This window comes from uncultured Thermosynechococcus sp. (assembly GCF_937958135.1).
Taxonomy (GTDB): Bacteria; Cyanobacteriota; Cyanobacteriia; order Thermosynechococcales; family Thermosynechococcaceae; genus Thermosynechococcus.
Genome location: NZ_CALGOG010000095.1, coordinates 1 through 21,254, shown reverse-complemented (window position 1 = coordinate 21,254; position 21,254 = coordinate 1). Strand labels below are relative to the sequence as shown.

Genomic DNA, 21,254 nt, shown 5'->3' with positions numbered 1-21,254 from the left:
ACTGTAATGAGGGCAACAGGATGACTCGAACCACGGCCTACGACATCTGGCGCGCCGGCCATCAGCCCCTGCGGCCTCTTTTTGCCCCCAAAAGTGTTGCCGTCATTGGTGCCACCGAAAAAGAAGGGAGTGTGGGGCGTACCCTGCTGTGGAATTTAATTCAAACCCCCTTTGGCGGAACGGTTTTCCCGGTTAACCCCCGCCGCAGTTCTGTGTTGGGCATTAAGGCCTATGGCAGTGTGACGGCTGTCCCCGAAGCGGTTGATCTCGCCGTGATTGCAACCCCAGCGGCCACGGTTCCCCAAGTCATCGCCGACTGTGCAGCAGCGGGGGTCAAGGGGGCAATTATTGTCTCGGCCGGGTTTCGGGAAGTGGGGGCAGCGGGTCTGGCGCTGGAGCAGGAGATTTTGAGGATTGCCCGCCAGGCGCGGATGCGCATTATTGGCCCCAATTGTCTGGGGGTCATGTGTCCACCCACGGGCTTAAATGCCACCTTTGCCGCCACAATGGCGCGATCGGGCCATGTGGGTTTTCTGAGCCAGAGTGGTGCCCTCTGTACTTCCATTTTGGATTGGAGCCTGCAGGAGAATGTCGGCTTTAGTGCCTTTGTATCCATTGGCACCATGCTGGATGTGGGCTGGGGAGATCTCATTTACTACCTTGGCGATGACCCCCAAACCCGCTGCATTGTCATTTACATGGAATCTCTGGGGGATGCGCGATCTTTCCTCTCAGCGGCGCGGGAAGTGGCCTACGTCAAGCCCATTATCGTCATCAAAGCGGGACGAACTGCCGCTGCCGCTCAGGCCGCCGCTTCCCATACGGGGGCATTGATGGGATCCGATGCAGTGGTGGATGCGGCACTGGAACGCTGTGGTGTGCTGCGGGTGGAAACGATTGAAGATTTATTTGACATGGCCGAGGTGTTGGACAAGCAATCGCGCCCCAAAGGCCCCCATCTGACAATTCTCACCAATGCCGGTGGCCCCGGCGTTTTGGCCACCGATGCCCTGATTCGCGCCGGCGGCAAACTGAGTGCCCTCTCGCCGGCGACCCTCCAGGCTCTAGATCAGGTGCTCCCCGCCGCCTGGAGCCACGGCAACCCCGTGGATATTTTGGGGGATGCCACGGCCGATCGCTACCTCAAGGCACTACAACACTGTGAAACCGATGCCAATAGCGATGGTCTGCTGGTGGTGCTCACTCCCCAGGCCATGACCGATCCACTGGCGATCGCCCAAGATCTTGCCACCTACGCTAAAAGCCGCCCCAGTGGCGCCAAGCCTATTCTGGCCAGTTGGATGGGGGGCACCGGTGTCAAGGGAGGAGAAGCAATCCTCAATCAGGCGGGCATTCCCACCTATGCCTATGCCGATACCGCCGCCCGCATCTTTAGCTACATGTGGCGCTATAGCGACCACTTGCAGGCCCTCTATGAAACCCCCTCCCTTCCCCTCACCACCACCCCCCCAGATCGGGATTCGGTGAGTCAGCTTTTTGCCCAAGTGCGCGGTGAGGGGCGCAGCCTGTTGACCGAGTGGGAAGCCAAGGCAGTGCTGGCCGCCTACGGCCTGCCGGTGGTGGAAACCTGTATTGCCCGCAGTGAAACAGAGGCAGTGGCTGCCGCCGATCGCCTGGGATATCCTGTGGTGCTAAAGCTCTACTCGCCCACCATTACCCACAAAAGCGATGTGGGCGGTGTGGCGCTGAATCTCCCCGATGCCGCTGCGGTGATTGCCGCCTACCGACAGATTGAAAAAAATGTGACGATGGCCGCGGGAGCAGGTCACTTTGCCGGCGTCACAGTGCAGCCCATGATCCTTTGGCGGGGGTTTGAGCTAATTTTGGGCAGTTCCACAGACCCGCAATTTGGGCCGGTGATTCTTTTTGGCACAGGGGGCCAGTTGGTGGAAGTCCTGGAAGACACGGCGATCGCCCTCCCTCCCCTAAACACCACCTTGGCGCGCCGCCTCATTCAGCAAACCAAAATCTCCCGCGCCTTTAGGGGCGTCCGCGGCTGGCCGCCTCTGAATCTCAGCCTCCTTGAGGATTTACTGGTGCGCTTCAGCTTGCTGGTGGTGGAGCAGCCGTGGATTAAGGAAATTGACATCAACCCCCTTTTGGTGGCACCCCCCAACCGCCTGATGGCCTTGGATGCCCGCCTAGTGCTCCACAGGGACGAAAGTACGTTTGTCAAGCCGGCCATTCGCCCCTATCCCACCCAATACGTGAGTCCATGGCAGTTGCGCGACGGCACGCCGGTGCTGATTCGCCCAATTCGGCCAGAGGATGAACCCCTAATGCGCCAGTACCACGCTACCCTCTCAGAGCAGAGTGTCTATCTGCGCTATTTTCACCTCATGAAACTCTCCCAGCGGATTGCCCACGAGCGCTTGGTGCGCATCTGTTTTGTGGACTACGACCGCGAAATGGCGCTGGTGGTGGAGCGTCAAAGGGACGGTCAGCCGGAAATTATTGGCGCCGCTCGCCTCAGTAAGGATCACTTTAGCAATACCGCCGAGTTCTCCATGCTAATTAGCGATCGCTGGCAGCGCCAAGGCCTTGGCACCGAATTACTGCGCCGTTTAATCCAAATTGGCCGCGACGAAGGTCTCAGTGCCCTCCACGCCTACGTGCTTAAAGACAACGAGGGCATGGTTCGCATTTGCCGTAAATTGAACTTTGAGTTTACTGCCGGCGATGATCCCAGTCTTTGGTTAGTGCAGCTTGCCCTTGAGGAAACCCAAGGAGCATTGATATAGGACAATAGGTTCCGTTGAGTCTAATGCAGGCAGCGTGAACAAGGTAACCAAGATTGGGGTGATCGGCGGCGGTCAGTTGGCTTGGATGCTGGGACTGGCGGCCAAGGAAATGGGGCTGAGCCTTTGGGTACAAACACCGGCGGCCACCGATCCGGCCGTGGCGGTTGCGGACGGCGTCTGCTATGGGGCGATCGCCGATGGGGCAACAACTGCACAACTGGCAGCGCAGGTGGATGTAATAACTTTTGAAAATGAGTTTGTGGATCTAGAGGAACTGCAGTCCCTTGAACAGCAGGGGGTTTGCTTTTCTCCCCGTCTTGCCTCCCTCGCCCCCCTGTTGGACAAGTACCAGCAGCGCCACTTTTTGCAGAAGCTGGGGCTTCCTGTACCGCCCTTTGCCTATCTTGGCGATCGCCCCCCGACGTTTCCCTGTGTGGTTAAGGCCTGTCGCCACGGCTATGACGGCCAAGGCACATTTATCCTCCCCGATGAGCAGGCGTGGCAGCAGTTTCACCAGCGCTGGCCGGAGAGGCCGCCTCAAGGGTTTTTGGTGGAGGCCTTTGTCCCCTACGTTAAGGAATTGGCAATCATGGCAGCGCGATCGCCCCAAGGGGAAATTGCCCTTTACCCAGTTGTGGAAACCCGGCAGGTGGATGCCATCTGTCGGCACGTGATTGCCCCTGCCTTCGTTGACCCCCCAGTGAGGGAACAAATTGAGGCCATGGCTCGCCAAATTCTGACTGCCCTTGAGGCCGTGGGCGTTTTTGGCATCGAATGTTTCCTGACCGCCAGCGGTGAGGTACTGGTGAATGAAATTGCTCCCCGTGTCCACAATTCTGGCCACTACACCATTGATGCCTGTGTCACCAGTCAGTTTCAGCAGCACTTGCGTGCCATTAGTGGCCAACCCTTGGGCAGTCCCGCTATGCAGGTACCGGCGGCGGTGATGGTGAATTTGTTGGGCCTAGCGGCACCGCAGGTGGACTATGGAGCAAAACGCGAGGCTTTGGCTGCTCTCCCCCAGGCGCACCTGCACTGGTATGGTAAATGTCAAGCCTACGCGGGTCGCAAACTGGGTCATGTCACTGTCCTGTTGCCAGAACCGCAGGCAGCGCTACCCATGATCCAGCACATTGAAGCCCTCTGGTATGGTGCTCCTGTTGCTGTGTAAACATTTCTGCTGATGTCTCCTCACCCCTTTCCGCAGCCCCTCGACCGGGCTGCCTTAGGCGTATTCTTTACGGCGGTTGTCTTGACCCTTTTGCTGTTGGGGGCAGGGGATCGCACCCAAGCCCAGGTGCGCGATTTCAGCTGGCAAAACCGCGATGTGGGGGCCGAGGATCGCGCCTTTATCCTCTCCTTTAACCGGCTGATGGATTGGTCGTCCGTAGTGGAACATCTCAAGATTGAGCCACCCCTTGAGGGCAAGGCCAGTTGGTCGGGGCGCCGCTTTGCCTATACCCTGAAGCAGCCAATTCCCTATGGTCAAACCTTCAAAGTCTCCCTAGAAGGCGCGGTTTCGGTGCCCCAGGGCAAACCCATGAAACCCTTTCAGGGGCAGTTTCGCAGTCGCGATCGCGTGCTGGTGTATCTTGGTTCGGGGGTGGAAGAGGGGCGATTAATCCTCTACAACCTGACGTTGCAGCAAAAAACTTTTCTGACGCCCCCCAATCTGCGAGTCTTTGACTTTCAGCCCTATCCGGCGGGCGATCGCATTCTCTTTAGTGCGGGCGAACGGGGCGAGCAAATGGGCTTTGACCCCCAACTGTACACCGTCACCACTGGGCTATCCTTTAACGCCCCCGATGCCCCCCGCCGCCAACCGCGACCTGCAGGTGAAATTTCCCTGATCCTCGACAACAGCGAGTACCAGAATTTGCGCTTCCAGTTGGCCAATGATGGCAGCAAAATTGTTGTGCAGCGGGTAAATCGTCTGCAGCCGGCAGACAGTTCCCTCTGGCTCCTCGATGAACATTTTCAGCCCCGTCGGCTCAATCAAGCGGCCGCTGGCGATTTTCGCATTGCGCCCGACAACCAACATTTAATTATTGCCCAAGGGCAGGGGCTGGCGATTGTCCCCCTAGACCCTGGCAATAGCAAGAGTGACTTTGACTTTTTGCCCCAGTACGGCATGGTGCTGGACTTTAGCCGCGATGGACGCCAAGTGGCAGTGGTGAAGTTTAACCCCAATTTCTCGCGATCGCTCTATGTGGTGGATCTCTTTGGGGAACACCGGGAGCTGCTGACCATCCATGGCTCCATCATTGCCGGTCAATTTGACCCCAAGGGGGAATTTCTCTATCTCCTCCTCACCCACCTTGAAGGGGAAGGCAACAGCCGCGAAATCCCCTACCTTGCCCTTTTGGATTTGAAAACCAAGGCCCTGTTCAAGCTCAAGGATTTTGACCCGCAACAGGAACTGTACCTCAGCTTGTCGCCCGATGGTCGTATGCTGGCTGTGGACTCTGTGGAGGGGCGCACAATGCCGGAGGAAGTGAATAATAGTGATTTGTACAGCGACACTGCACCGCTTAACCCCAACCCCAATGCTTTGGCAGAGCTGCCCGGTAACCCCCAAGCGTCACCGCCGCCAGTCCATCAACTGCCCCCTCAACAGCATCAAATTTGGCTTTTTCCCCTAAAATCAGATCCAGACAAAGTTGTCGTGGGGATGCCAGAGCCTTTGGCACCCGGCTTGCAAGCACGGTGGTTACCTTAACAATGGCAGTAGCAACTGGTCGGGTTGTTCTCAATCACTCTACCCATATTGAAGGTCTCATTCCCGTTCTAGAAAAGTTGGCCAAGGTGGCGGGGATTACGACACTGACCCCCGGTGTCATTGCCCCTGTCAAGGGTAAATCCCCCCATCTCCACCTGCGGGTCTCGGTGCCCATCAAGGGGGGGTTTAAGCTGATTGCGCGGCGCGGCAAAACCGTGCAGGAAGTCTTTGTGGTCACCCGGCTCAGTGAAGCCGAGTTGAAAGCAGCCATTGATGCCGTGCTGGCCTCTAAGTAAGCCATGCTCAAATCCATTGGCCAATGCCTAGGGAATGACACCAGCCGTTTAATTTTGCGACGCTTAGGGGAAGCCCTCATCACATTGCTTTTGGCCTCTGCATTGAGTTTTGCCATCATGCAGTTAGCGCCAGGGAACTATCTGGACAATCTTAAGGCGGATCCACAGATTTCCCTGGAACGCTTGCAGGAATTGGAGCGACAATTTGGTCTTGATAAGTCCCCCGTAGAGCAATACTTTCGCTGGCTGTGGCAGATCATTCGCCATGGCAACTTCGGCACCAGTTTTGTCTATCAGCGATCGGTGGCATCGCTATTGTGGGAGCGGGTACCCGCTACCCTACTGCTCTCTTTTAGCTCTATTCTCCTGACATGGGGATTCGCCATTCCCCTGGGAATTTGGGCAGCGGTGACCCAAGATCGCTGGAGCGATCGCCTGCTGCGGGTCATCAGCTACATTGGCCAAGGGTTTCCCAGTTTTATTACCGCCTTACTGCTGTTGTTTTTAGCTCAGAGTACCCCCTTGTTTCCCGTCGGTGGCATGACCAGCCTCTTTTACGACGACTTACCGTGGTGGGGCAAGGTACTCGACATTGGCTGGCATTTGATTTTGCCGACGGTTGCCCTCACCCTCACCAGTTTTGCGGGGTTACAACGGCTGATGCGCGGCAATTTACTGGATGTCCTGCGACAAAACTACATTCAAACGGCACGCGCTAAGGGACTCCCCGAATCACGGGTGATCTATGTCCATGCCCTGCGCAATGCCGTAAACCCCTTGATTACGCTCTTGGGCTTTGAATTTGCCAGCCTCCTCAGCGGCGCCTTTATTGCCGAGTTTTTCTTTAACTGGCCGGGTCTGGGGCGGCTGATTTTACAGGCAGTTACTGCCCAAGATATTTACGTGGTGATGGCGAGTCTGATGATGGGGGCAGTGATGTTGATTGTCGGCAACCTCCTGGCAGATTTGCTCCTGAAGTGGGCTGATCCCCGCATTCGGCATTGATGGAAATAAAAGTTTACATAAACCTAGAGGTGAATCCTAACTTTTTGGGTGGCCTAGGGCCTTCGTACACGAATACTTTTGCAAAAGCTAGGTGCCATAGGGATACAAGTTCCCCTCGGCAGGCAAGCCGGAGGTAAAACTAGAAAGCTTGACTATTCCAGTTATAATTGTAATTTCTACAGTGCCCGTTACTGGATTTGCTGGGTTGTTAGGCTGGGGGACAACTGCTACAACTGTTATTGCTATGCCGGCTCGGTATAGCAGCAGCTTCCTTTTTTGGATTAAACCGGCCAGGCAGGAGAAACCTCGAATGAAACGTCGATCTTTACAAAGCTCTTCACAAAGCCGAATTCTGGGATAATGGATAGAAAAACAATCTGAGGCAGTCAGCCATGGGCTTGAACGTGGTTCATCTAGTGGGCCGTGTCGGCACCGATCCGGAGGTGCGCTATTTTGAGTCGGGAAGTGTGAAGTGCCGGCTAACGTTGGCAGTGAATCGCCTGAGCAAGGAGGATCAACCCGATTGGTTTAACTTAGAAATTTGGGGCAAAACAGCTCAGGTGGCTGCTGATTATGTGCGCAAAGGAACCCTGTTGGGCATCAAGGGCAGTCTGAAGTTCGATCGCTGGCAAGACCGCACCACGGGAGCCGAGCGCTCCTCGCCGGTGATTTTGGTTGAGCGCATGGATATTCTCAGTTCAAAGCGGGAGACGGATCCCGGTGCCGTTCCAGCGGGCTATGTGCCAGAAATGTAGGGATACAATCAGGGTACGAGTGCCTTCAATAACGTTATCCCTATAGCTGCTGCCATGCCCAATCCTGCCCGAGATTTTTGGCAGTCCATGACTCAGACCGTCACCCAAGCGGTGCAAACGGTACAGTCTCGATTTGATTGGCAACAGGTCTCCCTGCGGGAAAATGCCCGCACCCCCGAACTCTGGGTAGAGTTCAAAGGTCAACGCCAAGTCTTTCCCCTGGTGGGCGATCGCTACATTATTGGCCGTAGTCAGAGTCGTGCCGATATTATTATTGACGCAGAGATTGTCAGTGGCACCCATGCCCGCCTAAAACGGCTCACCCCCACAGGGGTCTTTCAGATCCAAGACTTAGATTCCACCAATGGCATCTATCGCCAACGGCAGCGTTTCCAAACCGCTGAGCTTCACCACGGCGATGTCATTACCCTTGGCCCCCCAGAGGTCAAAGGCGCCGTTACCCTCCGCTTCCACAATTCACCCCCCCCTTTGGTTCACGGTCTCATCTACAGCATTTGGGGGGTGATCGGCATCAGTGTCCTAGGGATAGGCTTGCTGACTGTGGAAGCCAACAAAGTGGCGGTACGTCCCCTGCCTCCAATGGAGCAAGGGCCAATTATTCTCCTCGATCGCCAAGGGGAACTGATCAATCCAGTGGACGATCGCCCCCACCGCGAACTGCAGCGTCTCAATGACTTTTCCCCTTACCTGGTGCATGGGGTTTTGGCCTCTGAGGATGCTCGTTACTACTGGCACTTCGGCGTCGATCCCTTGGGCATGGTGCGAGCCGCCCTCACCAACCTATTCACCCGCCAAACACGGGAAGGGGCAAGTACCCTATCGCAACAATTGGCACGCACACTCTTTCGTTCCCATGTGGGGATGGATGAAAGCCTCGGCCGCAAGTGGCGGGAAATGGCAGTTGCCCTCAAGCTGGAATTTTTCTACAGCAAGGAGGAGCTGCTTTTGGCCTACCTCAACCGTGTCTATTTGGGCATGGGAAATCGCGGCTTTGAGGATGCGGCTCAATTCTACTTTGATAAACCCGCCAAAGACCTAACCCTCAACGAAGCCGCCACACTGGTGGGGATTCTGCCTGCGCCCAACCGTTTTAATCCTGTGCGCGACTACGATGCGGCGGTGGAGTATCGCAATCGGGTCATTTTGCGCATGGTGCAACAGGGCTACATCAGCAAAGAAGAGGGCGATCGCGCCCGCCGCTCCCGCATTGAAATTAGTCCCAAGGCGCGGGAATTGCTCACCTCTCAGCGCTTTCCTTACTATACGGATCATGTCTATCAGGAACTTGCCCAACTCCTCGGTGAAACCCTTGCCCAGGAGGGCAACCTGATTGTGGAGACAGGTCTAGACCCCCGCTGGCAAACCCTTGCCGAATCGAGTCTGCGCAATTTCGTAACCACCACTGCCAGCAGCTATGGCGTCAGTCAAGGGGCATTAATTACTCTTCAGCCCAGCAGTGGTTTGATTCTGGCCCTTGTGGGGGGGGTGGACTACCAAAAAAGCCAATTTAACCGCGCTACCCTTGCCCTGCGCCAGCCGGGTTCTACCTTCAAGGTGTTCGTTTATACCCAGGCCCTCTTAAAAGGCCACACGGCCGGTGAAACCTTTTCCTGCGCCCCAGTGTTCTGGGAAGGGCAACAGTTTGAAGGCTGCCGTGGCGGAGGTGGTGCAATGGATTTGGCCACGGGTCTAGCCCTTTCTGAAAACCCCATTGCCTTACGCCTCGCCCAAACCGTTGGCTTAGAAGCCATCATTCAATTGGCAAGGGCGATGGGAATTGTGAGTCCGCTGCAAGCGGTGCCCGGCCTTGTTCTCGGCCAAAGTGAGGTCACTCTCTTGGAAATCAGTGGTGCCTTTGCTGTGCTCGCCAATGGGGGACAGCGCATTCCCCCCCATACCATTCTGGCGGTGCGCGATGGCGGTGATTGTAAAAATGCAGATGACTGGCAGACCTGTCGCCTTATCTATGCCGCAAGGGATGCATTACCTCAACGGGTTCTCGACCCCGCGATCGCCAATGAAATGACCCATCTCCTCACTGCTGTGGTGAGCCGGGGAACGGGTCGTGCTGCTGCCATTAGTCGTGCAGTCGCCGGTAAAACCGGCACCACCAATGATGGTCGTGATCTTTGGTTTATTGGCTACGTCCCCAGCGCCGATCTTCTCACGGGCATTTGGCTGGGCAATGATGACAATAGTCCGACCCAAGGCAGTAGTGGTCTGGCTGCCGCCCTTTGGGGTGAGTATATGGGGCGCGCCTTAGATTAGTTTTCTTTTGGGAAAAAGCGCACTGCTGCCGCTGCAACTTTTACCGCAGTACCAATGGGAATATCCACAGCAAGGGGCTGGCGGGCATGGAGTTCTTTGCCACAGGGCAGTTGAATGCAGTAGCGATACTCGCGACCAAGAAACTGGCGATCGCGAACCACAAGGCAACTGGTGGCCTCTAGATCGGGCTGCAACTGGAGATCTTCTTCCCGAATCATCACTTCCCCTTCTCCCCTAGGCAGCGCTTCTAAAAGGGGAAATGTCCCCACCTCCGTGTGCACCTGAGACCCTTCCACAGAGGCGGGCAAAAAATTAGCTTGGGTAATGAAACTGGCCACAAACCGTGAAGCCGGCCGGCAATAGATCTCTTCAGGGGAACCCACTTGCTCAATCTTGCCTTGGCGCATGACCGCCAGGCGATCCGACAGACTCAGGGCTTCCTCCTGATCGTGGGTAACAAAAATTGCCGTTGTTCCTGTGCCCTTGAGAATCGTGCGCAATTCTTCCCGCAGGTGCAGGCGCCCTTGGGCATCGAGATTGCTGAGGGGTTCATCGAGAAGAATCACCGCCGGTTGAGGGGCGATCGCCCGTGCCAAGGCCACTCGTTGCTGCTGCCCACCCGACAGCTCGTGGGGGTAACGTTTTTCCATCCCCTCCAGATGCACTAAAGCCAAAACCGCCGCCACTCGCTCCTGAATTTGCCTTTTGCTGAGGCGTTGTTGTTGCAAACCAAAGGCAATGTTCTCGGCCACCGTCAAATGGGGAAAGAGGGCAAAGTCCTGAAAGACCATGCCCAAGGACCGTTGCTCAGGGGGCACAAAGACATTTGCCGCTGCCACACAGCGATCGCCCACCCTAATTTCGCCGGCATCTGGCCTGTCCAGACCCGCAATTAAGCGCAGTAGCGTTGTCTTGCCGCAACCGGAAGGTCCCAACAGCCCCAGAATTTCCCCCTCATGAACCCAGAGGCTAACATCGCGAATCGCCGTAAAGCGGCCAAAGGACTTGTATAAGTGCTCAACGCGGACGGCTGTTTGAAGCCTTGGCATCAAGGAAAGTGTGGTCATAATCGCCCAGAACGTCAGTCTTTGCAATCAAGCAAGCGAGGAAGCACCCACTGCATCAGGAATGATTTGCAGTAAAACTCCTGTCTGAAGTAGGGGGTAGGTGAAGGCATGAAAACGCCACACCACACTTGCTTTTGCAGTGTTAAGCCCATTCCGTCCCCCTGAGAAGGACTGGGGGCAGTGCTCCCCCTATTCTGGCACAAAAGCTCTCGCTTGTTGCAGAGATTTTGCAATTGCTACAACGACTTTCTAGGTTGCCGCCCCAGCTAGCTGGCATTGAGAATTCGCTGCACAATTTGCAGACCCGTCACCGCCTGCCAGCCAAAGAGGATGACCAGAAACAGATTCAAGGTCATGTGCAAGGCGCGGGCCACTTCACTTCCCTTTTGCATAAAGGGGGTTAAGCTTGCAGAAATCGCAATCAGTGCCGTCATTGTGAGTCCGACAATTAAGTGCGGCCCCACAAAGAGTTTGCCATTGTTGATGTAGGTGACCGCCATGCCGCCAATCGTGCCTGTAACCATCAAGGCGAGTAAGACAGCGCCAACTTGGTGGTGTTTGAGATTGACCTTGGATTGAATTAGTGCTTTCTTTTCCTCACCGCTGAGGGAGCGCAGGCGCCGCGTTTGAATTCCCAAATACATCGCATAAAGCGTGAGGGCAAACAGCACCCACATCAGCACGGGGTGGGCAAAGGTAATTACTGGCTTAAGAGGCTCAGGAATTGCAATCATTGTGTTTTGAACAGAACTCGGCAGGCAAAAGTTTGCTTCTCATATCCTAATACAGCCACTCTCTAAAATAGGGATGCTGCCGAGCCTGCAGCCGTGTTGACCGGTGTAAGAGGCAGGAGAGGTTGATCGGCATTCCCCCTCTGACCTTCAGCAGGCAAAGCGTTAGACTGAGAGCAGAACATCTCCTTGCTGTAGGTCAATCCTTGGGAACACAATTTATGATGAAAACTTTTTGGCAACGTCTCAAATCCGTTACGGCAATAGTGGCAGTGGCGGTCTTGATTGCCCATCTGGTGCTTGACAGTGGTGCCGCCTGGGCAGCTCGCAGTGGTGGACGTGTTGGGGGTGGTTCCTTTAGTCGTCCGGTGCCCAGCCGTTCCTACCGTGTCCCCCGCAGTGATTACGGCTATGCCCAGCCCGTTCCGGTCTATGGCGGAGGTTTTGGCTTTCCCTTTCTGATTCCCTTCTTTGGTTTTGGCGGTGGCTTTGGCGGCCTCTTCACAATCCTTGTGATCGGTGTCCTTGCCAATACTTTGATCTCTGCTTTCCGCAACTTCCGCACCAGCGGCGATGACTTTGAGATCGACGTAGATAACCCCACGGTCTCGCTACATACCCTGCAGGTGGGACTGCTGGCTCAAGCCCGTGAACTTCAAGAGGAGCTAAATCAACTAGCCCTCACCGCCGATACCCAAAGTCCCGAAGGCCTGACCAAGGTGCTGCAAGAGGCAACCCTTGCCCTCCTGCGCCATCCCCAATACTGGGTCTATGCCCACGCCAGTAGCCAAGAAACAAAACTGCTACAAGCGGAAACTGCCTTTAACCAACTGGCGCTGGCAGAGCGGAGCAAACTCAGTGCTGAAACCCTGTCTAACTACCGTCGTGAGATCCAGCAGAGGGCGATCGCCCCTGGGCTGAGCAATGATGTGGGTGAATACATTGTCGTGACTTTGGTGGTGGCTGCCACCGGACGCTTGAAACTGCCCACAGTCAACAATGACCTAGAGCTGCGGCAGGCCCTGCAACAGTTGGGAAGCATTGGCAGCGATCGCCTACTGGCGGTTGAACTGCTCTGGCAACCCCAGGCAATCGGGGATACCCTCACTGCCGATGAATTACTGATGGCCTATCCCCAACTGAAGCACCTCTAGACTCCCTAGACCCCCTGAGCTGCCAAATGTACGGCGCCCCGCAATCCCACCTCAGGATTCGTAATCACAGCCACGTACAACTGCTCCATCAGGGGGCGAAACCGTCCTTTATTCACAAACCCCCGCAGAAACGTGCCATCGGTCATTTTCGGTAGAATTTTGGGGGCAATTCCCCCGGCAATCAACACCCCTGCCAAGGGCAAACTTTTGAGGGCAAGGTTGCCAGCCTCTGCCCCATAGGCCTCCACAAACATTCGCAGGGCCTCTGCACACAGGGGATCCCCGGCAAGGCCGTATTCGCCAACTACAGCAGCGCGATCTTCTGCCTCTGCCATTGCTGCGGCAACTGCGGCTGATTCAGGAGCAAAGTTGACCCCCTTGAGGTATTCGTAAATGGCCACCAGCCCCGCCCCAGAGACCACCCGCTCCACGGAGACTCGCTCGTAGGTTTGCCACAGATAGCGCAATAGACCAATTTCCTGTTCATTGCGCGCTGGAAAGTCGGTGTGGCCGCCCTCTAGGGGCATCACTTGGTAGCGATCGCCCTGCCAAATCAGCAATGCCTCCCCCAAGCCAGTACCGGCTCCCAAGAGGGCAATGGGCGCTTGGGGACGCCGAGGCCGCTCCTGCAGCACAACAAAATCCGTCGGCGGCAATACCAATGCCCCATAGGCCACGGCGGCAAAATCATTGAGCAGCGTCACCCTCGGAATCTGCAGTGCCGTTCCTAATTCAGCACCACTGACCCGCCAGCCCAAATTCGTCACTTGAGCCACTTGGTCAATCACCGGACCCGGAATCCCCAGACAGGCTCGCTGCGGATGGGCAGGACTCGTCTTGAGGAACGTTTGCAACAGAGTGGTTAAGTCAGGAAAATCGCGGCTGGTGTATTTAGCCCTGTGGAGGAGCTGCCACTCACTGCCCACCACCTCCCATAACTCGACAAGGGTTTTTGTGCCCCCCACATCGGCGCCGAGAACAACGGTCATGGCCCACCTCTGGCTATGGAATGCTATGGGCTAAGACCCGCTGCATGACAAGGGCGTAGGCCTCTTCAATGGCGCCCAAATCCTGGCGAAACCGATCTTTGTCGAGGATGCGCTTTTCAGGATCGGTTTCCTCCTGATTCCAAAGGCGGCAACTGTCGGGACTAATTTCATCGGCTAAAAGAATCTCCCCCCTTTGACTGCGGCCAAACTCCAGCTTAAAGTCCACCAGGGTAATGCCACACTCAGCAAAAAAGCGACTGAGGTGAGTATTTACGGCCAAGGCCATTTGCGTTATCTGCGCCACTTCCTCATCCGTGGCAATCTGCAATAGGCGCAAGCGATCGCCCGTAAGCAGCGGATCCCCCAAAGCATCATTTTTGAGGTAAAACTCCACGAGGGGAGGATTGAGTTCTAATCCCAAGGGCAAGCCCGTCTGGCGACACAGGCTGCCCGCTGCCCGATTGCGCACCACCACCTCAAGGGGAATGATCTCTACGCGGCGAATGTGCATCTGATTGGGCGCCACTTGGGCAATAAAATGGTTGGGGATGCCCTGGGCGGCCAAATACCGAAACAAATGGCTGGCGATCGCGCAGTTCATCACTCCCTTGTTTTGGATTGCGCCGCGCTTCTGGGCATTAAAGGCGGTGGCCTCATCCTTGAACTCCGCCAGCAGGATTTCTGGATCTGCTGTGGCATAAATAATTTTTGCCTTGCCTTCGTACAAGGGAGAGAGTTGAGTCATAAAAAACGGTGCGTCTAAAAGCCAGATCTAGCCTAGCAAAGGCCGTCCCCCCATCTACGGAGCTTACTGTAGGATAATCGCAATAGCTAAACCCCTCTGGGGCAAATTGACAGAGACTGACGGCAGGAGATAGAGAGCGATGCCTCACCTCAGTAATCAACAGGCAGAAAAACTGGCAGAAATTGGTGCTTTCCTCCGCGACAGGCGACTAGAACTGGGTCTGAGCCTCGAGGAATTGGCCGCCAAAACCTTTGTGCGTCAGTCAATCTTGGCAGCTATTGAGAATGCTAGCCTAGAGGACTTACCCGAACCCGTTTATACCCAAGGATTTATTCGCCGTTTTGCCGATGCCCTTGGTCTGGATGGCAAAAGTGTAGCTGCCGCTTTTCCGACGCTGGTTGAACCGGCGGAGCAGTCCCCTCAAGCCAGTGTCTCTAGGGGCGGTATGGGTTGGCAGTTGCGGCCGCTTCACCTGTACCTCATCTACTTTGCCCTGGTGGCAACGGCGGTGGCGGGATTGGCCTATCTTTTTCGTCCTCAAACCCAAAGCATTACCGATTTAACCCCTGCACCTACCCCCACGGCGGCGGCAACCCCGACCCCTCGTGCCACTCCTGCTGAAACCGTCGAGGTCAAGTTGTCCCTCTCCGAGGCGGCATGGCTGGAGGTGGAGGCCGATGGTCGCGTCGTCTATGCCGGGATTCTGCAGTCGGGAACAGAGCGCCGCTGGCAAGCCAAAGAACGCCTGATTGTGCGTACTGGCAATGCGGGGGCTGTCAAGGTGAGTGTCAATAATGGGCCGTTCCAACCCATGGGGCAACTGGGAGAAGTGACAGAAAAAGAATTTTTGGTGAGTCAGGCCACAACGCAGACCCCAACCACATCAACAGCACCTGAGCACACTGTTGCCAACTAGGTCACCCTCCATGGCGGCAGCAATCACCTATCAAGTGGGGGGAAGTTTACCCACCACCTCAGCAGTGTATGTGCGACGCCAAGCAGATGCCGATCTGTTGGCTGCCCTCACCGCTGGGGAGTTTTGCTATATCCTCAATTCGCGGCAAATGGGCAAATCTAGCCTGCGGGTACAGGTGACCCACCAGTTGATGACCATGGGGTACCGCTGTGCCGCCCTCGACATCACTAAGATCGGGAGCCAGAATATTCAACCGGAGCAGTGGTATGCCAGCTTTGTCGGCGCGCTTATTCAGGGATTTCAGTTAACCGAGGTGGTGTCACTGCGCTCTTGGTGGCGCGATCGCCAGCTGGTGTCGCCCATTCAACGCCTCAGTGACTTTGTGGAAACGGTGTTGTTTGCCCACACCCGTGAGCCTCTCGTGATTTTTATTGATGAAATTGATAGTCTGTTGAGTCTGCCCTTTTCCACCGATGATTTCTTTGCTTGGATCCGCGCTTGTTACAACCAACGCGCCGATTATCCCGAATATCGGCGCCTAACCTTTGCCCTCTTTGGGGTGGCCACGCCGGATCAACTGATTCAGGATAAGCAGCGCACCCCCTTTAACATTGGCTGTGCCATTGATTTACAGGGGTTTACCCTGAGGGAAGCCACACCGCTCCTCAAGGGCATTGCCCACCTGAGCGATCGCCCCGAACAACTCCTAGCGGAGATCCTCCACTGGACCGGCGGCCAACCCTTCTTGACCCAAAAACTCTGTCGCCTCCTGCAACACCGCGGGTCATTTATGCCGGCATCCACCCTCGGCGAGGAATTAGCCCGGTTTGTCCAAGACCATATCCTTCAGGATTGGGAGCGGCAAGATGAACCAGAACACCTAAAGACCATTCGCAATCGCCTACTGGCGGATGAACAGCGCAGCGGTCGTCTCTTGGGACTTTACCAACGCATCTTGGAAACGGGAGGTATCCCCCTCGACGGCAGTCATGAGCAGCGTGCCCTTGCCTTGACAGGATTGGTGTGCCAGCGCCAAGGTCAATTGCAGGTGTTTAACCCCATCTATGCCCAAGTCTTTGATGCGCAGTGGGTAGAGCAACAGTTGGCCCGCTTGCGCCCCTATAGTGAGGAATTCCAAGCATGGTTGCGCTCCGGCGGCAGGGATAGCTCTCGGTTGCTGCGGGGACAAGCCTTGGAGGAAGCCCTGCTCTGGGCCAGTGGCAAAAGTCTCAGTGACTTGGATTACCAGTACCTTTCTGCCAGTCAGGAGGCCAATCAAAAGGCCATTGAAGACACTCTCCTTCTCGAGCGCCAAGAGAAAGCAGCAATCAGTGCCGCCAACCGCATTTTGGAGGCAGCGCGTCATAAGGCCAGTCGTCTGACGCGGCGCGCCCTGATGGCTCTGGGGGTGGTTTCGCTGGTGTCCTTGGGGGTGGCAGCAATTTTGGCCAAGACCCATGCGGATTTACAGGCCACTCAGGCCAGTTTAGCCCTTGAGCAGACCAGTAATGATCTTCTAGAGCAGTTTCAAAGCCAAGAGTTGCCCGCCCTAGTGGCGGCCATTGAGGCGGGACGGGAGCTGCAGCGCTTGGTGGGCGATCGCCCCCTCAGGGACTACCCCACGACCCGTCCCCTCTTTGTGCTCAATGTTTTTCTGGATCGCATTCGGGCGCGCAACCAATGGCACAGCCAGCACAAGCCCCTCGTGGGAGCCTTTCTCAGCGGCGATCGCCAGGTGTTGAGCATCAGTGAAAGGGGGGTTGTGGAATTTTGGCAGCCGACGGGGAAGCGGCTGGGTACCCAGTCCCTGAACATTGGCGCGGTGAAGTTGGCGCGGCTGAGCCTCGCGGGCGATCGCCTAGGGCTGCTCAATGAGAAGGGGGAAATTTCCCTGTGGCGCGTTGAGCCGCAAAAACTGGTTTTTGAGCGGCGTTTGCCTGCTCTGCCCATCAACAACTTTCGCTTTAGTCCCACAGGGGAGGAGTTGACCGCCACCACCACCACAGGGGATATGCTGCGTTGGAGCATTGCGGGGGAACTGCTGACAACGATTCCCACCCTGAGCCAGAGGGTCAATAGCTTGAGTTATGCCATCAGCGGCGATCGCCTGGCCACCGCCGATGAAGAGGGCTGGATTCGGGTTTGGTCGCCCCAAGGTGAACTGCTGCAAGCTTGGCAAGTCCAAGGAGATCTGCCGGTTCCCCAAACCAGTTTGACGTCTCTGCGCAATGGTCAACTGGCTACGGTGGGCAAAGATGGCACCCTCCGCCTTTGGCATCCCAAGGGACAACAAATCAATCAGTGGCGCGTTAGCTCAGCCCCCGTCTATTTTGTCGGCACCTCTCCTGTGGGGTATCGGCTATTGACCCTGAGCACTGATAACACACTGCGCCTCTGGCAGCCAACGGGTGAACTGATTGCCGAGTTGCGCGGTCATGAACGCCTGATCAATACGGTAAGTTTTAATCCCACCGGGGCGGTTCTTCTCAGCAGCGATCGCGGGGGACAAATGACCCTCTGGTTCCTTGATCATGGCCGCACGGCGGAGTGGGTTGCCAATCAAGAAAGTATTTGGACGGTGGCTTTAGATCCCCAGGCCGCCACAGTGGTGACGGGGGGCAAAGATGGTCGCGTCAAGCATTGGCGACGGGATGGCACCCTCCTAGCAGCCACCCCCGTCCTTGATCCAAAAGGGATTAACCAAGTGCTCTTTAGCGCGGATGGTCAACGGGTGGCGATCGCCACCAAGGGGGGTAAACTCGTGCTCTGGAACCCCAAGGATCAGTCGCAACAAACATGGCAACTCCCCAGGGCGGTTTCCCTCTACACCGTTGCCATAGATCCTCAACAGCGCTATTTGGCAGCGGGTGATCAAAAGGGCACCCTCTATTTGGTTGACCTGCAGCACGCGGGGAAAATCCAAGAGCGCAAAACCGAAGGGGAAATTTGGAGCCTCACCTTTCATCCGCACCTCCCGCTGCTGGCCAGTACGGGGTCTGCGGGCGCGATTGACGTCTGGGATTTTGAGGGCGATCGCCTTGCCTATCGCCTGCATCCCGACGCGGGATGGTTGGCCAGTCTTAAGTTTAGTGCCAATGGCCAACTCTTGGCGGCGGCCGGGGAAAGTGGCTCCGTCTATCTGTGGTCTATGCAGGGCAAACGTCCCCCCAAGCCTCCCCGGGTATTTCGTGCTCACCAGCGCAGTATTGTCAGTCTTAGTCTTAGCCCAGACGGTGAAATGATTGCCACTGCCTCCCCCGATCGCAGTGTGCGGGTTTGGACGCAAAGGGGCCAGCTGGTGGCCCTCCTAGATCGCATTTCCGCAATTCCCTACAGCGTTGATGTCAGTGGTCAAGACAGGCTCTATGTGGCGATCGGTACCGAGGACGATGAAGTTTTAATCAGTCCCCTAGATAGCTTGGGGCAGTTATTGACCAGCGCCTGCGACTGGCTTAAGGATTACCGTCAACAAAATCCTGCTGTGCCCCCCCTTTGTCCCTAAACACTGGCAAGGGAAGCCAGGGGGTTAGGCACTTCCTCGCTGGTGAATTGCCCCATGAGCACGTACTCCAAGCGCAGTTTCAGCCACTGGATAAATTGCCGGTTGGTGGAGATAATGGCAGCGGCCGGCTGAGGACAGCGGGCTTTTTGTTCAGCAAACTGGGGCTGCTCTAGAAAGGCGGGCTCGGGCACCAGCCAAAAATCAATCTCTTTACCCTGCTCCCGATAGTAACGTTGTCGCTCGCGAAACACTTCCTCAAGGGGTTCTTCCTCGGTCAAAAACTTTTTGCTTGCGAGAATGTAATAGTACGTCGCCATAGGGATCTATGCAAAACCACAGTATATTCTGTCCAGTCCTCAGCTTAGCATGGGGGAACCCCTACCTCACATAACTCTCTACTTCTGAGGTTTCTGGTTGGAGCGATCGCTCCGTCTAGCCCATGCGTCGTGATTCCCTCTTTTATCAACTCTTTGCCCAGTTGCCCCAAACCTTCTTTGACCTGCTGGGCGTGGAGGGGGCTGAGGGCTACCGCTTTGACTCGATTGAACTCAAGGAAACCACCTTTCGCATTGATGGTGTCTTTGTCCCCCCTGACCCCGCAGGGGTGGTGTATTTCTGTGAAGTCCAGTTTCAGCGGGACAACACCTTCTATGAGCGCTTCTTTGCTGAGATTTTTCTGTATCTACGCCTAAAGCGCGATACGTTTTCTGACTGGCAGGCGGTGGTGATTTACCCTGACCCACAGACGGAGCAAAAAGAGATTACCCCCTATGTTCCTCTCATCCAAAGCGATCGCCTACGGCGGGTGTATCTGAGTGAGCTGCCCTCCCCAGAGGAGCTGCCGCTGAGTCTAGGGCTGATGAAGCTGATGACGCTCTCCAGAGCAGAGATGCCAAAAGCAGCGAGATTTCTGGTGCAGAGTGCGCAGGACAAGACTGTTCAGAAGCGGGAGGTGATAATAGAGTTAATCACGCGGATAATGCTGTATCGGTTTACTGAGCTGAAACGGGAGGAGGTGCTGCACATGCTGGGGCTGACGACGGAGGAACTGAAGCGGACGCGGTTTTATCAGGAGGTCTATGCAGAAGGGCGACAGGAAGGATTGCAACAAGGATTGCAGCAAGGAGAAGCAGCGGTTATCCTACGTCTTTTGAGGCGGCGGTTTGGCAGTCTGCCCAATGAGCTTGAAGAGTGCATCCGTCAACTCTCTCCTGAACGCATTGAAGCGTTGGCTGAAGCCCGTCTTGACTTCCCTGACCTAGGAGAAGTGGTTTCTTGGCTAAATCGCTCCACTTAACCCGCACACCATGTACACCATAAAATAATTCCCAAAGTTGTCGGGAGCATGAAATTTTTTTATAGAGAAAAACCATACTAAGCTATGGAGCCTATCTCCAGCTCCCTAACCCATGGCAATAGTCGGTTACCCCTCCCTCCCAGTGATTAAGTATGCCTATGAAAGAGAATGACCGCCGCTTTGGCCTCTCAAAACGTCAGTACCGTAAACTCCTGCGCACCGTACGGCATCTGTTTTACCAGTTGCGACTCTGGTTGCGGCGACGGCTCAGCCCTGTGCTGCGGCAGCGACGCCTGCGATTTGGCCGCGCGGGGTTTGTGCTGCCCACCGCCGTCATTGTTCTTGTGATTATTTCCCTCACGGTGGGGGCGTTGCTGTTGCGCACATTAAACCGCACGCAAGAGGTGGGAGCGCAGCGAGAGCAGTTGCAGGTGCTCAATGCCACAGCGCCAGCGGTGGATCGGGCAAGGGCAAAGCTGGAGTATCTCTTTACCAAAGATACGCGGCTGCCCAGTGGTGTGCCGGGGGAAGCTAAGCTAGATGAGTTGCTCAAGGACAACACGCTCTACACCCTGACGGATGAAACGCGCCTTGACCTCAACCGCGACAATCAGCCCGACAATGCTTGGGCATTTCGCCTGCAGGATGGCAGCATTGTTGCCTACTCCATCTTGCTCCAATCGCCGAAGGAAAGCTCTGGCTCGGTGGGATTAAATGACCCAGACAGCTCCAAGGCAGCGGCGCTGTTGACGCGCAATCTGCCCCAGATGGCCTTTGAGGCCAGCAACCAGTGCACCATCAGTGGCAGCGGTGGGGGAAGCGGTGTTGAAGAGGGGTGGTATCAGGATGCCACCAGCAGTGCCAAGCTGTGGAAGAACTTTCAAATTGATGCTTTTGTCTATCGCCCCCGCAATGGTGGGGAAACGTTGGCAACGGTGGAGTTTATTCAGGAGCGCTCCCTAGAGCGGGGGAACAAGTGGGGGGCTTGGTTCCGCAATGACCTTGAAATCTTTCCGGGGCCAGACTT

General features: G+C 55.9%; 16 protein-coding genes and 1 pseudogene. 12 read left to right on the top strand and 5 right to left on the bottom strand.

Annotated features, from left to right (window positions below; genetic code table 11):
- The first annotated feature begins 20 nt into the window (after window positions 1-20).
- The 7 genes from Q0711_RS11015 (at window position 21) to Q0711_RS10985 (ending at window position 9,826) form a co-directional block, all read left to right on the top strand.
- Window positions 21-2,762: a bifunctional acetate--CoA ligase family protein/GNAT family N-acetyltransferase gene (locus Q0711_RS11015; RefSeq protein ID WP_298611364.1), complete on the top strand. Its 2,742-nt coding sequence runs from the start codon at window positions 21-23 to the stop codon at window positions 2,760-2,762.
- 34 nt (window positions 2,763-2,796) lie between these two features.
- Entirely contained in the window at window positions 2,797-3,933 is a 1,137-nt protein-coding gene (locus Q0711_RS11010) for a 5-(carboxyamino)imidazole ribonucleotide synthase (RefSeq protein ID WP_298611361.1), read from the top strand.
- Window positions 3,934-3,945: 12 nt separating this feature from the next.
- A complete protein-coding gene (locus Q0711_RS11005) occupies window positions 3,946-5,481 on the top strand; it encodes a hypothetical protein (protein ID WP_299042560.1) in 1,536 nt (511 codons plus the stop codon).
- A gap of 2 nt (window positions 5,482-5,483) precedes the next feature.
- On the top strand, window positions 5,484-5,777 hold the full coding sequence (locus Q0711_RS11000) for a DUF2103 domain-containing protein (protein ID WP_298611355.1): 294 nt from the start codon (window positions 5,484-5,486) through the stop codon (window positions 5,775-5,777).
- A gap of 3 nt (window positions 5,778-5,780) precedes the next feature.
- A complete protein-coding gene (locus Q0711_RS10995; protein ID WP_298611352.1) occupies window positions 5,781-6,782 on the top strand; it encodes an ABC transporter permease in 1,002 nt (333 codons plus the stop codon).
- 392 nt (window positions 6,783-7,174) lie between these two features.
- Window positions 7,175-7,537: a single-stranded DNA-binding protein gene (locus Q0711_RS10990; protein ID WP_298611349.1), complete on the top strand. Its 363-nt coding sequence runs from the start codon at window positions 7,175-7,177 to the stop codon at window positions 7,535-7,537.
- A 54-nt stretch (window positions 7,538-7,591) separates the two neighbouring features.
- Window positions 7,592-9,826, top strand: coding sequence for a transglycosylase domain-containing protein (locus tag Q0711_RS10985; protein ID WP_298611346.1), 2,235 nt, complete (start codon window positions 7,592-7,594; stop codon window positions 9,824-9,826).
- Here Q0711_RS10985 and Q0711_RS10980 read toward each other — a convergent pair.
- Both Q0711_RS10980 and Q0711_RS10975 read right to left on the bottom strand, forming a co-directional pair.
- Window positions 9,823-10,893, bottom strand: a complete 1,071-nt coding sequence (locus Q0711_RS10980) for an ABC transporter ATP-binding protein (protein ID WP_298611343.1) — start codon at window positions 10,891-10,893, stop codon at window positions 9,823-9,825. The genes Q0711_RS10985 and Q0711_RS10980 overlap by 4 nt on opposite strands.
- A 266-nt stretch (window positions 10,894-11,159) precedes the next feature.
- A complete protein-coding gene (locus tag Q0711_RS10975) occupies window positions 11,160-11,627 on the bottom strand; it encodes a DUF4079 domain-containing protein (RefSeq protein WP_298611340.1) in 468 nt (155 codons plus the stop codon).
- Between the two features lie 218 nt (window positions 11,628-11,845).
- Here Q0711_RS10975 and Q0711_RS10970 point away from each other — a divergent pair, with 218 nt between their 5' ends.
- Window positions 11,846-12,778 carry a DUF1517 domain-containing protein gene (locus Q0711_RS10970; RefSeq protein ID WP_298611337.1) on the top strand — a complete coding sequence of 311 codons (933 nt, stop codon included), beginning with the start codon at window positions 11,846-11,848 and terminating at the stop codon, window positions 12,776-12,778.
- 5 nt (window positions 12,779-12,783) lie between these two features.
- On the opposite strand, the gene Q0711_RS10965 is transcribed toward Q0711_RS10970, so the two are convergent.
- A complete protein-coding gene (locus Q0711_RS10965) occupies window positions 12,784-13,767 on the bottom strand; it encodes a glucokinase (protein WP_298611334.1) in 984 nt (327 codons plus the stop codon).
- A 13-nt stretch (window positions 13,768-13,780) separates the two neighbouring features.
- Window positions 13,781-14,512 (bottom strand): phosphoribosylaminoimidazolesuccinocarboxamide synthase, encoded by a 732-nt coding sequence (gene purC, locus Q0711_RS10960; RefSeq protein ID WP_298611331.1) that lies wholly within the window; start codon window positions 14,510-14,512, stop codon window positions 13,781-13,783.
- 139 nt (window positions 14,513-14,651) lie between these two features.
- On the opposite strand from purC, the gene Q0711_RS10955 reads away from it, so the two are divergent.
- Window positions 14,652-15,428: a helix-turn-helix domain-containing protein gene (locus tag Q0711_RS10955; RefSeq protein WP_298611328.1), complete on the top strand. Its 777-nt coding sequence runs from the start codon at window positions 14,652-14,654 to the stop codon at window positions 15,426-15,428.
- 10 nt (window positions 15,429-15,438) lie between these two features.
- Complete coding sequence (locus Q0711_RS10950) at window positions 15,439-18,930, top strand: AAA-like domain-containing protein (RefSeq protein WP_299042557.1); 3,492 nt, start codon at window positions 15,439-15,441, stop codon at window positions 18,928-18,930.
- Here Q0711_RS10950 and Q0711_RS10945 read toward each other — a convergent pair.
- The gene (locus Q0711_RS10945; protein ID WP_298611322.1) at window positions 18,927-19,247 is read right to left on the bottom strand and encodes an MgPME-cyclase complex family protein; all 321 of its coding nucleotides are present in this window, start codon (window positions 19,245-19,247) and stop codon (window positions 18,927-18,929) included. The genes Q0711_RS10950 and Q0711_RS10945 overlap by 4 nt on opposite strands.
- Window positions 19,248-19,369: 122 nt before the next feature.
- Here Q0711_RS10945 and Q0711_RS10940 point away from each other — a divergent pair, with 122 nt between their 5' ends.
- Both Q0711_RS10940 and Q0711_RS10935 read left to right on the top strand, forming a co-directional pair.
- On the top strand, window positions 19,370-20,227 hold the full coding sequence (locus Q0711_RS10940; RefSeq protein ID WP_299042555.1) for an Rpn family recombination-promoting nuclease/putative transposase: 858 nt from the start codon (window positions 19,370-19,372) through the stop codon (window positions 20,225-20,227).
- A gap of 158 nt (window positions 20,228-20,385) precedes the next feature.
- Window positions 20,386-21,254 (top strand): annotated as a pseudogene (locus Q0711_RS10935) (hypothetical protein); the annotation flags it as partial.

Bases quoted from the DNA above. Each gene is read 5' to 3' on its own strand.
- Q0711_RS10950 (WP_299042557.1), top strand. From the start codon at position 15,439: ATGGCGGCAGCAATCACCTATCAAGTGGGGGGAAGTTTACCCACCACC.
- Q0711_RS10945 (WP_298611322.1), bottom strand. From the start codon at position 19,247: ATGGCGACGTACTATTACATTCTCGCAAGCAAAAAGTTTTTGACCGAG.
- Q0711_RS10995 (WP_298611352.1), top strand. From the start codon at position 5,781: ATGCTCAAATCCATTGGCCAATGCCTAGGGAATGACACCAGCCGTTTA.
- Q0711_RS10955 (WP_298611328.1), top strand. From the start codon at position 14,652: ATGCCTCACCTCAGTAATCAACAGGCAGAAAAACTGGCAGAAATTGGT.
- Q0711_RS10965 (WP_298611334.1), bottom strand. From the start codon at position 13,767: ATGACCGTTGTTCTCGGCGCCGATGTGGGGGGCACAAAAACCCTTGTC.
- Q0711_RS11005 (WP_299042560.1), top strand. From the start codon at position 3,946: ATGTCTCCTCACCCCTTTCCGCAGCCCCTCGACCGGGCTGCCTTAGGC.
- Q0711_RS10970 (WP_298611337.1), top strand. From the start codon at position 11,846: ATGATGAAAACTTTTTGGCAACGTCTCAAATCCGTTACGGCAATAGTG.
- Q0711_RS11015 (WP_298611364.1), top strand. From the start codon at position 21: ATGACTCGAACCACGGCCTACGACATCTGGCGCGCCGGCCATCAGCCC.
- purC (WP_298611331.1), bottom strand. From the start codon at position 14,512: ATGACTCAACTCTCTCCCTTGTACGAAGGCAAGGCAAAAATTATTTAT.
- Q0711_RS10985 (WP_298611346.1), top strand. From the start codon at position 7,592: ATGCCCAATCCTGCCCGAGATTTTTGGCAGTCCATGACTCAGACCGTC.
- Q0711_RS10980 (WP_298611343.1), bottom strand. From the start codon at position 10,893: ATGACCACACTTTCCTTGATGCCAAGGCTTCAAACAGCCGTCCGCGTT.
- Q0711_RS10940 (WP_299042555.1), top strand. From the start codon at position 19,370: ATGCGTCGTGATTCCCTCTTTTATCAACTCTTTGCCCAGTTGCCCCAA.
- Q0711_RS10990 (WP_298611349.1), top strand. From the start codon at position 7,175: ATGGGCTTGAACGTGGTTCATCTAGTGGGCCGTGTCGGCACCGATCCG.
- Q0711_RS11000 (WP_298611355.1), top strand. From the start codon at position 5,484: ATGGCAGTAGCAACTGGTCGGGTTGTTCTCAATCACTCTACCCATATT.
- Q0711_RS10975 (WP_298611340.1), bottom strand. From the start codon at position 11,627: ATGATTGCAATTCCTGAGCCTCTTAAGCCAGTAATTACCTTTGCCCAC.